At 71.3% G+C, this 12,202-nt stretch carries 10 protein-coding genes; 6 read left to right on the top strand and 4 right to left on the bottom strand.

The annotated features are described in order from the left end of the window. Positions 1–150 precede the first annotated feature (150 nt). The gene (locus ACIA8X_RS39865) at positions 151–2,208 is read right to left on the bottom strand and encodes an MDR family MFS transporter (RefSeq protein ID WP_393441888.1); all 2,058 of its coding nucleotides are present in this window, start codon (positions 2,206–2,208) and stop codon (positions 151–153) included. A 169-nt stretch (positions 2,209–2,377) separates the two neighbouring features. Between ACIA8X_RS39865 and ACIA8X_RS39870 the strand changes: the two genes are divergently transcribed. Then, on the top strand, positions 2,378–3,373 hold the full coding sequence (locus tag ACIA8X_RS39870) for a peptidoglycan-binding domain-containing protein (RefSeq protein ID WP_393441886.1): 996 nt from the start codon (positions 2,378–2,380) through the stop codon (positions 3,371–3,373). A 194-nt stretch (positions 3,374–3,567) separates the two neighbouring features. Here the strand turns inward: ACIA8X_RS39870 and ACIA8X_RS39875 are convergent, their stop codons facing one another. Both ACIA8X_RS39875 and ACIA8X_RS39880 read right to left on the bottom strand, forming a co-directional pair. Next, complete coding sequence (locus tag ACIA8X_RS39875) at positions 3,568–4,221, bottom strand: HAD family hydrolase (RefSeq protein ID WP_399460366.1); 654 nt, start codon at positions 4,219–4,221, stop codon at positions 3,568–3,570. 206 nt (positions 4,222–4,427) lie between these two features. Beyond that, the gene (locus ACIA8X_RS39880; protein WP_393441882.1) at positions 4,428–5,009 is read right to left on the bottom strand and encodes a TMEM165/GDT1 family protein; all 582 of its coding nucleotides are present in this window, start codon (positions 5,007–5,009) and stop codon (positions 4,428–4,430) included. 374 nt (positions 5,010–5,383) lie between these two features. Between ACIA8X_RS39880 and ACIA8X_RS39885 the strand changes: the two genes are divergently transcribed. The 5 genes from ACIA8X_RS39885 (at position 5,384) to ACIA8X_RS39905 (ending at position 11,607) form a co-directional block, all read left to right on the top strand. After that, positions 5,384–6,028 (top strand): HNH endonuclease family protein, encoded by a 645-nt coding sequence (locus tag ACIA8X_RS39885; protein ID WP_393441880.1) that lies wholly within the window; start codon positions 5,384–5,386, stop codon positions 6,026–6,028. A gap of 142 nt (positions 6,029–6,170) precedes the next feature. Further along, positions 6,171–7,829, top strand: coding sequence for an alkaline phosphatase D family protein (locus tag ACIA8X_RS39890; protein WP_393441878.1), 1,659 nt, complete (start codon positions 6,171–6,173; stop codon positions 7,827–7,829). Between the two features lie 364 nt (positions 7,830–8,193). After that, positions 8,194–10,146: an FAD/NAD(P)-binding protein gene (locus tag ACIA8X_RS39895; protein ID WP_393441876.1), complete on the top strand. Its 1,953-nt coding sequence runs from the start codon at positions 8,194–8,196 to the stop codon at positions 10,144–10,146. Positions 10,147–10,238: 92 nt separating this feature from the next. Next, complete coding sequence (locus ACIA8X_RS39900) at positions 10,239–10,676, top strand: DoxX family protein (protein WP_393441874.1); 438 nt, start codon at positions 10,239–10,241, stop codon at positions 10,674–10,676. 310 nt (positions 10,677–10,986) lie between these two features. Beyond that, positions 10,987–11,607, top strand: a complete 621-nt coding sequence (locus ACIA8X_RS39905) for a DedA family protein (RefSeq protein WP_393441872.1) — start codon at positions 10,987–10,989, stop codon at positions 11,605–11,607. Positions 11,608–11,860: 253 nt separating this feature from the next. Here ACIA8X_RS39905 and ACIA8X_RS39910 read toward each other — a convergent pair whose 3' ends face one another. Next, the gene (locus ACIA8X_RS39910) at positions 11,861–12,094 is read right to left on the bottom strand and encodes a DUF2277 domain-containing protein (RefSeq protein ID WP_093907896.1); all 234 of its coding nucleotides are present in this window, start codon (positions 12,092–12,094) and stop codon (positions 11,861–11,863) included. Positions 12,095–12,202: the final 108 nt, after the last annotated feature.

Genomic DNA, 12,202 nt, shown 5'->3' on the forward strand with positions numbered 1-12,202 from the left:
CCCCCCCCCCCCCCCCCCCCCCCCCCCCCCCCCCCCCCCCCCCCCCCCCCCCCCCCCCCCCCCCCCCCCCCGGCCCCGACCCACCCACCGAACCCCAGGCGCTACGCGCACCCCCACCAAACAGCCACAGGCCGCCGCAGGCACCCCCGCTCAACCGCCGGAGGCCCCCGGCTGCTCCCGATCAGACCCACACAACTCCGAATTCAACTCCCTCACCAGCTGAATCAAATCGGTAGGCCGATCCGGCCCCCACCAGTCCCCCAACAACTCCGCCAACGACTCCTCCCGCACCCGAGCCAACCGCTCCGCAACCTCCCCGCCCAGCTCGGTCAGCACAAGATCGAGCCCCTCACGCGAGGCCAACCCCCGCCCCTCCACCTGCCGCGCCGCATCGAGGACCACGTTCAGCGGCACCGCGCTGCGCTCCGCCAGCACCGCCGGCTCCACCCAGCCGTACTTCTTGATCCGCAGCAGCAGCCAACTGGCCGCCGGCAACAGGTCGTACCCGGCCCGCTCGGTGATCTCCCGGTACACCTCCCGCCGCCCCTCGCGCGTCCCGAGCACCGACAACGCCCGGCACACCTCGTCGTACGACGACCGCTCGACCGGATTGCTGGCCAGCGTCTCGGTGACATCGGGCGCGGTCACGGACCCCCGCAGCTTGTCCTCCCGCAGGAACCAGGCCAGCACGAACCCGACAAGCGCGACAGGCGCGGCGTACAGGAACACGTCCGTGATCGAGGACGCGTACGCCTGCAACGCACTCGACCGCAGCGCCGCCGGCAGCTGCGCGATGTCCCGCGGATCGGCTTCCAGCCCTTCCAGCGTGACCCCGGACGGAAGCCGAACCCCCTCGAACGCCTCCCCGAGCTTGTCGTCGAGCCGCCCCGCGAACACCGTGCCGAAGATGGCGACGCCGAACGAGGCCCCGATGGACCGGAAGAACGTCGCCCCGGAGGTGGCGACGCCGAGATCCTCGTACGACACGGCGTTCTGCACGATCAGCACGAGCACCTGCATGACCAGCCCGAGCCCCAGCCCGAACACGAAGAAGTACACGCTCATCGCGCCCGTGGAGCTGCCCATGTCGAGCTGGTGGAGCAGCAGCAGCCCCAGCACGGTGACCCCTGTCCCGGCGATCGGGAACACCTTCCACCGCCCGGTACGACTGACGATCTGCCCGGACGCCGTCGACGCCAACAGCATGCCGAAGACCATCGGCAGCATGTGCACCCCGGACATCGTCGGACTGACCCCCTGCACGACCTGCAGAAACGTCGGCAGATAGGTCATCGCGCCGAACATGGCGAACCCGACGATGAAGCTGATCACCGCGGACAGCACAAAGGTCCGCACGCGGAACAGCTTCAGCGGCAGAACGGGTTCGGCAGCCGCCCGCTCCACGGCCACGAACGCGACAGCGAGCACGACCCCGAGCAGCGCCAGCCCGACGGTCTGCACCGACGCCCAGCCCCACGTGGTCGCGCCGAGGGACGCCACCAGCACCAGACAGGTCGCGACGGACGCGATGAGGAACGTACCGAGGTAGTCGATGACATGCCGCGTCGACTTGTGCGGAATCCGCAGCACACCGGCGATGACGACCAGCGCCACGACCCCGACGGGCAGATTGACGTAGAACACCCACCGCCAGCTCAGATGCTCGGTGAACACCCCGCCCAGCAACGGGCCCAGCACACTGCTGGCCCCGAACACCGCACCGAACAGCCCCTGGTACCGCCCCCGTTCCCGAGGCGGCACGATGTCGCCGACGATCGCCATGGACAGCACCATGAGCCCGCCGCCCCCGAGCCCCTGAACGGCCCGGAACGCGATGAGCTGAGCCATGTCCTGCGCCATGCCGCACAGCGCGGACCCGACGAGGAAGATCACGATCGCGATCTGGAAGAGCCGCTTACGCCCGTACTGGTCACCGAGCTTGCCCCAGAGCGGGGTCGCGGCGGTGGACGCCAGCAGGTACGCGGTCACGACCCACGACAGATGCTCCAGTCCGCCGAGGTCGCTGACGATCGTCGGCAGCGCGGTCGACACGATGGTCTGGTCGAGGGCGGCGAGCAGCATGCCGAGCAGCAGCGCGCCGATGGAGACGAGGACGTTGCCGGGCACGTTCTCGTGCGTCCTGACTCCCCGCCTCGGCGGCTGCGCGTCACGCACATTTCCCGTCATACCGTGCGCATCCCCGCCCATGAAGACCTCCCGAGACTGTCGTTACACCTCCTAGGCACTCCCATCGTGATCGCTTCGCCCGGTTATGGCCTGTCGAGTCCCTTTGGAATATGTAGTTCCGGGGGCTTCCGGAGACGGCGTGAGGAAGGTCTGCATAATCTGGGGAGTTCGCGAGGGGAGGGACGAACACGTGAGCGAGCCGAGGGGTACAGCGGGAGCGCAGGGTCCGGACGACCCGGGGCACCCGAAGGGCCGCCGGTGCCCGGAGTGCGGGGTACCGAGAGCGGCCGACAACACCCCGTCGTGCGGCTGCGGCCCCCGCGCGTCCGAGGCCCTGCGAGACGCCCGTACGGCGGAGGCGGCCGCGGCGGAGGATTTCGATCCGCTGCGGATACGTCCATACGTGGAACTGGAGGGCGGCGCCGACGCAACGATGCCGCTCCGGCCCGTACCGCCCGCTGTCGAACCGACGCCGGCTCCGACGCCGAGCGCCCAGGACCTGAGCCTGTTCGAGCCGGAGACGACTCCGCCGCCCTACGACTACGAGGGCAACGACGAGGACGACGGCGACGCCACCCCGCACCGGGCTCGCCGGCACCGCCGTACGGCACTGCTCGGCGTGGGCGGGGCGCTGGTGGCCGTAGTGGCGGCGGCGGGCCTGGCGAGCGGACTGCTCAGCTACGAGAAGCCGACGCGGGACACGGCACTGCCGGACGAGGTACGGGCAAGCGTCCCGGCCCCGTCGACGAGCGAGGGGGCGCAGGAGCCGTCACCGGCCGGACCGGCGACACGGTCGGCACCGTCCTCCGCCTCCGCGTCCCCCACGCAGAGCGCGTCGCCGTCACCGTCGAGGACGAGCGAGTCCCCCAGCCCGTCCCGCTCGACGGAACCGACGACGACCCCCTCCACACCGCAAGCCACCGCCTCCCAGGAGGAGTCCGCCGCCGCGCGCGAGCCCACACCCGCGACGCTGCGCCGTGGCGACCGGGGTCCCGAGGTCACGGAGCTCGAACTCCGTCTGACCCAACTCGGTCTCTACACGAGGGAGGCCCGGGGCAACTACAACGAGGGCGTCGAGGACGCGGTGACCAGGTACCAGTGGGCGCGGGGGATCCAGCCGGAGGAGGGGTACGGGGTGTACGACCTGGCGACGAGGCAGATGCTGGAGTCGGAGACGACCGCCTGAGAGCGGGGGGGTCGGGTTCGACGGCGGCTGCGGGTCGTGGAGGGTTGCTCGCGCAGTTCCCCGCGCCCCTTGAGGTTGGCTGAGCTGCCGCCAACCCAGGGGCGCGGGACTGTATCGATTTGCGGCTCCGCCGCGTGGGCGCGACCAGCCACAAACGACCCGCAGCCGCCGTCGAACCCGAACCCCCCGAGCTCTCAGGCGACGATCACCCGAATCCCCCCACCCGCCACAGCCTCAACCCGCACCTGCCGCAAGTCCGCCACCACCACGTCCGGCCCATGGGAACCGGCCCTCGGCCCGACGCCCACCACCCGCATCCCCGCGGAGCGCCCCGCCTGAATCCCCGCAGCGGAGTCCTCGAACACCACACACTCCCCCGGCGCGACCCCAAGCTCGGCCGCCCCCTTGAGAAACCCTTCGGGATCCGGCTTGCTCGCCCCCACCGACTCCGCGGTGACCCGCACCTCCGGCATCCCCAGCCCGGCGGCAGCCATCCGCGCCGTGGCCAGCGGGACATCCGCCGACGTCACCAGCGCATGCGGCAACCCCCGCAACGACGCCAGAAACTCCGGCGCCCCGGGAATCGGCACCACGCCCGCCACATCCGCCGTCTCCTCGGCGAGCATGCGCGCGTTGTCGGCGTGGTTCTGCTCCATCGGCCGGTCGGGCAGCAGCAGCGCCATAGAGGCGTGCCCCTGCCGCCCGTGCACGACCTTCATCACCTCGTCCTGGTCCAGCCCGTGCCGGTCGGCCCAGCGACGCCAGATGCGTTCCACGACGGCGTCCGAGTTGACGAGCGTGCCGTCCATGTCGAGAAGGAGGGCCCGGGCGGTGAGGACAGTGGGCATCGGCAGCTCCAAGGCGAGGGGCGCGGGGGTTACACGGGTGGCCCCCGGAGAAACAAGGTGGTCCCGCCCGCCGGTCAGGGAAAACGGGCGGGAGCCACTTTGTTTCTCCACGGTACAAAATAGATCCCCGTTGCGCCACCGTCTCCAGAAACCGTTCACCGACAGTTCAGCTGGACAGGGGGTCAGCCACCCCCGCCACCGCCGACTCAGCCGGCGACCGCCTCCCACAGACTCCACGCACCCAGCGCGAGCATCACCAACGCCGCCACCTTGGTGATCAGCTTCAACGGCACCCGCCGCATCAGCGCCTTCCCGCCGACGATCCCGATCGCCGCCACGGCCCACAGCGCCAGCACCGCACCGAGGCCGACCGACAGCGGATCGTCGTACCGCGCCGCGAGGTTCGCGGTCATGATCTGCGTGAGATCCCCGAACTCGGCGACCAGGATGAGCATGAAGCCGGCCCCGGACACCTTCCAGAAGGACTGGTTCTCCGGCTTGCGGATCTCGTCCTCGTCCTCGTCCTTCTTCATGAGCAGCACTGCGGCGCCGCCCAGGAAGAGCACGCCGGTGAGCGCCTGCACGATCTGCTGCGGCAACAGCGTCAGCACGCTGCCGGCCGCCACCGCCAGCGCGACATGCACCGCGAAGGCGGCGGCCACACCGGCGAAGACGTACGAGGCGCGATAGCGCGTGCCGAGGACGAGCCCGGCGAGCGCGGTCTTGTCGGGCAGTTCGGCCAGGAAGACGACGCCGAAGACGACCGCCGTCACGGTGAAGCTGATCAAGGTTCCTCAATCGGTCGGGGCTGCCCCACCGAGAGAATTGTCACTGCGCTACGACACCTCGGCACGGCAGCACACACGGCACCCGTGCCATAGGGCACGGGCGTGCACTGCTTGCCGAAGGTCTCGCTGGCCGACCCCGTGATCGAGGCCTGCCTCCGGGCGCCGGCTCAGACGAGCTGAGCAGTATGTCGACGGTCCGGCGAAGAGCTACTCCCCTTCTGCACACACCATCATACGAGATCGTTTCGCCGTAAACCTTGTTATGTCATGCACGCGTCATTAACTTCTTACCCGACGCACACCTCCCCGCAACACGGCGTCGCGAGCATTCCTTCGCCCGCTCGCCAACACCCCCACCTCCCAAGGGAGTTCGCATGTCGAAGTTCTACGCGCGTCGACGCGTCAGCATACTCGCGGCGCTGACCGGTGTCATAGCCTCCGTCGGACTCTTCAACGGTCCGACCGCCTCCGCCGCGCTCCCCACCCCCGTCAGCGCCGCCACCGCCCGCACCTACCTCGCCTCGCTCACCGTGGCCACCGAGGACCGCACCGGCTACGACCGCGACCTCTTCCCGCACTGGATCACCCAGTCCGGCAGCTGCAACACCCGCGAGGTCGTCCTCAAGCGCGACGGCACGGACGTCGTCCAGGACTCCTCCTGCGCCGCCACCAGCGGCAGCTGGTACTCCGTCTACGACGGCGCCACCTGGACCGCCGCCTCCGACCTCGACATCGACCACCTGGTCCCGCTGGCCGAGGCCTGGGACTCCGGCGCGGACAGCTGGACCACCGCCCGCCGCCAGTCCTTCGCCAACGACCTGACCCGCCCGCAGCTCATCGCCGTCACGGACAACGTCAACCAGTCCAAGAGCGACCAGGACCCGGCCGAGTGGATGCCGTCGGTCAGCTCGTACCGCTGCACCTACGTCCGCGCCTGGGTGCAGGTGAAGTACTACTACGACCTCTCGGTCGACTCCGCCGAGAAGTCCGCCCTCACGAACTACCTCGCGAGCTGCTGACGAGGTACTGACGCAGTACTGACGCGATACCGCCGGATCACTGACCCGGCACCGCCGGAGTTCGGCAAACCGTGATCTGCGGAACCTCGCCGTTCCCCTCCGTCGTTCCGTACCGTACGGGGCGACGGAGGAGGGCGATCACGTGGCCGAACTGCGGCTTGGACCACTGCTGAGGTACGTCGACGGCTCGTCCGCGACCGTCTGGGTCGAGGCGAGCCGTCCGTGCACGGCCGAGGTGCGCGGCGCGGACGGCGCCCACGGCACATCCGGCACCTTCCAGATCGCGGGCCACCACTACGCCCTGATCCCGGTGACCGGCCTGTCTCCGGGGACCTCGCAGTCGTACGAGGTCCTCCTCGACGGCACCCGCGTGTGGCCGCTTCCCGGCTCCCCGTTCCCGCCCTCCGCCATCCGCACGCCCTCCACCGACGAGACCGTCCGCCTCTCCTTCGGCTCCTGCCGCTGGGCCGCGCCCCCGGCCGGCGACAAGGACCCCGTCGGGCCGGACGCCCTGGACACGCTGGCCGACCGGATCGCGGCCGACCCGGAGGGTGAGCGGCCGGACGTACTGGTGCTGCTGGGCGACCAGGTGTACGCCGACGAGACCTCCAAGGCGACCCGGCGCTGGCTGGCCGCCCGGCGCGATCTGACCGACCCGCCGGGCCACGAGGTCGCGGACTACGAGGAGTACACCCGCCTCTACTACGAGTCCTGGCTCGACCCCGAGGTGCGCTGGCTGCTGTCCACCGTGCCGAGCTGCATGATCTTCGACGACCACGACATCGTCGACGACTGGAACACCTCCGCCGCCTGGCTCGCCGACATGCGGGCGACCTCGTGGTGGCGGGAGCGGCTGCTGAGCGGCCTGATGTCGTACTGGGTGCACCAGCACCTCGGCAACCTCTCCCCGACCGAGCTGGCCGTCGACCCGCTCTACGCCGACGTGCGCGCGACCCCCGACGGCACCGACGTGTTGCGCTCCTTCGCCTGCGAGGCGGACGCCGCCCCGGCCTCCGTCCGCTGGAGCTACCGGCGCGACTTCGGCCGGGTCCGGCTGCTGATGGTGGACACCCGGGCCGCGCGGGTGCTCGACGAGGGCGCGCGCTCCATGCTCAACCCCGGCGAGGCGCGGTGGCTGCGCGAGCAGACGCTCGACGCGCGTGGTTCGTACGACCACCTCCTCATCGGTACGTCGCTGCCGTGGCTGCTGCCGCACCTGGTGCACGACGCCGAGTCGTGGAGCGCCGCGCTGTGCCGGGGCGAGCGCGGGGAGCGCTGGGCGCGGTTCGGGGAGAAGCTGCGGCGGGGGGCCGATCTGGAGCACTGGGCGGCGTTCCCGCCGTCCTTCGACGCGCTGGCGGACCTGATCACCGAGGCCGGGTCGGGGGCCGAGGCGCCGGCGACGGTCTGCGTGCTGTCGGGGGATGTGCACCACGCGTACGTGGCCGAGCCTGCCTGGCCGAAGGGCGAGGGGCCCGAGGCCCGCGTCTTCCAGCTGACCTGCTCGCCGGTCCACAACGCCATCCACGTGGCGATCCAGCTCGGCTTCCGGTTCGGCTGGAGCGGGGTGGGCCGCTGGCTCGGCCGCCGGTTCGCCGGGCACGGTGCCTGTCCACAGCCGCCGATCGACTGGCGCCGCACCGGCGGGCCCTGGTTCGGCAACCAGCTCATGACACTGACCCTGCGCGGACGTTCGGCGCGGCTGCGGCTGGAGCAGGCACGGGCGGCGCAGGGGCCCCGAGGGTCCCGGGGGGCGGGGGCACGGCTGCGGACGGTGGTGGAAACGGAGCTTGCTCCGTAGAGGGGGGCGGATGGGGAGCCGCCTGAGAACTCGGGGCTATCGGGTCGATGGCGGCCGCGGGTTGTGGAGGGTTGCTCGCGCAGTTCCCCGCGCCCCTGGGTCGGCCGCATCGCAGCCAACCTCAAGGGGCGCGGGGAACTGCGCGACCAGCCACACGAGACCCGCAGTCGCCAACGAACCGGCAGCCCCGAGCTCTCAGGCGAACTCGCCCCGTATTCCGCCTGTTCCAACCGCTTGTGTCCACCATGACCGGTGATGCACGTGATGCATCCCACAGTCACCGACCCCCGGGCTCGGTTCGCCCCGCTCCCGACGGCATGATGAGCCGGACCGTCCGCTTCCATCCGGCCGACGGCTCGCTCCAATGCGCCCCACACGCCCGGGAGTCACCCCCTTGACTGCACCGCCCTCCGCACCGACCCCGGAGTCCCCCACGGTCTCCGTCGCCCTGGTCGGCGCCGGCCCCCGCGGCACCAGCGTCCTGGAACGCCTCTGCGCCTCCGCTCCAGAACTCCTCCCGCCCGGGGCGCGCCTCACGGTCCATGTGATCGACCCGGCGCCGCCCGGGCCGGGGCGCGTGTGGCGGACCGCGCAGTCGGCGGAGCTGCTGATGAACACCGTGTCCTCGCAGGTAACGCTGTTCACCGACGACAGCGTGGACTGCTCGGGCCCGATCCGGTCCGGCCCGAGCCTCTACGACTGGGCGGGCGGGGCGCTCGGCCCGGACGAGTATCCGACGCGCGCCCACTACGGCCGGTACCTGGAGTGGGTGTTCGCGAAGGTCGTGCGCGAGGCGCCGCCCGCGATCCGCGTCGAGACGTACGCGACCCGTGCGGTGCGGCTCGACGACGCCCCCGACGGCCGCCAGGTCCTCACCCTCGACGACGGCCGCACCCTGCCCGGCCTGTCCGCCGTGGTCCTCGCCCAGGGGCATCTGCCGACGGCCGCCGACACGACCCAGCGCCACATCGCCGCGTACGCCGAACGGCACGGCCTGCACTACGTGCCGCCGGCGAACCCGGCCGACGTCGACCTCTCCGCCGTATCCCCCGGCGAACCGGTGCTGCTGCGGGGCCTGGGCCTCAACTTCTTCGACCACATGGCCCTGTTGACGACGGGCCGCGGCGGCGCCTTCGTACCCGCCCCCGAGGGAGTGAAGGGACTGCGCTACGTCCCCTCGGGCAACGAGCCGCGCCTGTACGCCGGTTCGCGGCGGGGCATCCCGTACCAGGCACGCGGCGACAACGCGAAGGGGCCGTACGGCCGCCATCTCCCGTTCGTCCTGACCTCCGAGGTGATCGCCGGATTCCGCAAGCGCGCGGAGGCGGGCGAGGCACCGGACTTCCTCACGGAGATATGGCCGCTCGTGGCGAAGGAGGTGGAGACGGTGTACTACGCGGCGCTGATACCGGAGGAACGGCGGCGGTCGGACTTCACCGAGCGCTTCCTCGCCGTCCCGCACCGCCACGCCCAAGAGGCCTGCCTGCTCGACGAGTTCGGTGTGGCGGAGGGCGAGCGCTGGAGCTGGGACCGGGTCTCCCGGCCGTATACGGGACGTGCGTTCGCGGATCCCGGGCAGTGGCGCGACTGGCTGCGGGCGTATCTGCGCGAGGACGCGGCGCAGGCCGCCCGGGGCAATGTGGACGGCCCGCTGAAGTCGGCCCTCGACGTACTGCGCGACCTGCGCAACGAGCTGCGGCTCATCGTCGACCACGGCGGCCTCACCGGCACCTCCCGCCGGGATCACCTGGACCGCTGGTACACCCCGCTCAACGCCTTCCTGTCCATCGGCCCACCGCGCCGACGCGTGGAGGAGCTGGTGGCCTTGATGGAGGCGGGTGTGGTGGAGGTGCTCGGGCCGCGGCTGGAGGTGCGGGAGGAGGACGGGGCCTGGGTGGCGCATTCCCCGGAGGTGCCGGGCTCGGCGGTCCGGGCGACGGCGCTGGTCGAGGCGCGCCTTCCGGAGCCGGACCTGCGGCGCAGCGCCGACGACCTGCTGGCCCGGCTGCTGAAGACCGGGCAGTGCCGGCCGCACACCGTCGACGGTTACGAGACCGGCGGGCTGGACGTAACACAACGCCCGTACCGTCTGATCGACCGTCAGGGCCGGGCGCATCCGCGGCGGTTCGCGTTCGGGGTGCCCACCGAGGGTGTGCACTGGGTGACTGCGGCGGGAGCGCGACCGGGTGTGGATTCGGTCACTCTTTCGGATGCTGACGCGGTGGCACGGGCGGCGCTACGTGCGGTTACTGCCGGGACAGATGGGGGAAATGAGGTCGAACTTTGGCCAAATGTTGAACTTGCAAGTATTGATTAGGCTTGCCTAACGTGGGGCTACCGATCAGTATCCGTCCCCACGCCGTTCCTTATCGGAAACGGCCAACTAGTCAGACCGAGGGAGTCCCCCACATGACCGGACGCCTTAACAGCGCCCAGCCGTATGCCATCGGCCTGTTCCGCATCGCCGTCGGCCTGCTCTTCGCCTGCCACGGCGCCAACTCGCTCTTCGGTACCTTCGGCGGCGAGACCCCGGAGGCCGGCGCCTGGCCCAGCTGGTACGCCGCCGTGATCGAGCTCGTCGGCGGCAGCCTGGTCCTGCTCGGCCTCGGCACGCGCGCCGCGGCGTTCATATCCTCCGGCGCCATGGCCTACGCGTACTTCAAGGTCCACCAGCCCCAGGCGCTGTGGCCCATCGAGAACAGCGGCGAAGGCGCCGCCATGTACTGCTGGGCCATGTTCCTGCTGATCTTCACCGGCTCCGGCGCGTTCGGCCTGGACCGACTGTTCGCCAAGCGCTCCGGCGCACAGAGCAGCACGGCGACGGACCAGACGCCGGTGGCGGCCTGACAGCTGCGGCTTGTGACCCGGGCGGCGCCCGCACCCGCGAGGCTTCAGGCCGATGCGGGGCGGGCGCCGTTGACGTTGACGTTGACGTTGACGTTGACGGTCATTGACGGTCATTGGCCGCACTCGACCACCTGGCTGCCGTTGGCTGTTCGGGGACAGCCGGGTGAACATGCTGTGCCGATCCCACGAGCCCCCGATGAAGCTCCTGTCACACCCCACGCGTACGCTGTATGGCTGTCATAGGCCGCCCCTGCCGCTCCCCCAGGACGTCGCGGCACGGTCTGGCCACGGGGGTTAACGGGGAGTTGCGGTGCTCGATGGATTCGAGGACGTGGGTTCGCTTACGGCGGGCCCATGGATCTATGTGGTCGTGGGACTGTCGGTCCTGCTGGACGTGTTCCTGCCGGTCCTGCCCAGCGGCCTTCTGGTGATCATGGCCGCTACGGCGGCGGCCGCGGGCTCGGGCGCCGCGACCGGCCGGGTCCCCGGCGAGGTCCCGGACATCCTGGCCCTCACGCTCTGCGCCGCGACGGCCTCCGTCCTCGGCGACCTCGTCGCCTACCGCCTCGCCCGCCGCGGCGGCGCCCGGCTCGACCGCGCGATCGCCCGCTCCCGCCGCCTGACAGCAGCGCAGGAACGTCTCGGCACGGCCCTGGCCCGGGGCGGCGGAGCCCTGGTGGTCCTGGCCCGCTTCGCCCCCGCAGGCCGCTCGGTCGTCTCCCTGGGAGCCGGCGCCACCCACCGCAGCACCCGCGACTTCCTCCCCTGGTCCGCCCTGGCAGGCCTCACCTGGGCGACCTACAGCGTCGCCCTCGGCTACTTCGGCGCCCAGTGGCTGGGCGCGACGTGGCTGGCGACGGGGGTGTCGGTAGCGGCTCTGTTCGGAGCCGGGGCGGTGGCGACGTATCTGATGCGGCGGACGCCGGCGTAGGGGGTGGGTTGGGCCTCGGGTCGGCTGTGGTGAGGCGCGGGTCGGCTGTGGGCGGGCTGCACGCCAGCCGTGGGATCGGCGGGCCTCGGGCCACCTCAGAGGCCGACGGGACGCAGGTCGACTGCGGGGGTGCGGACCACGCACCACCTCGGGGGGCGAGCAGCCTGCGCCACCTCCGGGACGGCCAGACCTGCACCACTCCCGGGACGGCTCCGCGCCTACTGTCCCCGGGGAGCACTCGCCCGCCCCGGCGCTACCCGGCCTTGCGCGCCACCCCGGCCCCCCTCACCTCCAGCCCGTCGAGCAGATCGGCCGTGGCCTGCGCGATCACGTCGACGGCGTGGTCGAAGACCTCGCGGTTGTGGGCGGCCGGGGCCCGGAAGCCGGAGACCTTGCGCACGTACTGCAGGGCGGCGGCCCGGATCTCTTCCTCAGTCGCCTCTTCGGGCAACACGGGCGGACGAAGCGTCTTGATACTGCGGCACATGCGCCCAGTCTCCCCCGGAGAGGGGTCCGCCTGCCATGATCACCTCAGAGGCGGCCACCGCTGAGGGGCCGACCGACGAGAGGAATCGCATGATGGCGAACGGCGAAA

The organism is Streptomyces sp. NPDC051738, assembly GCF_044453205.1.
Classification (GTDB): domain Bacteria; phylum Actinomycetota; class Actinomycetes; order Streptomycetales; family Streptomycetaceae; genus Streptomyces.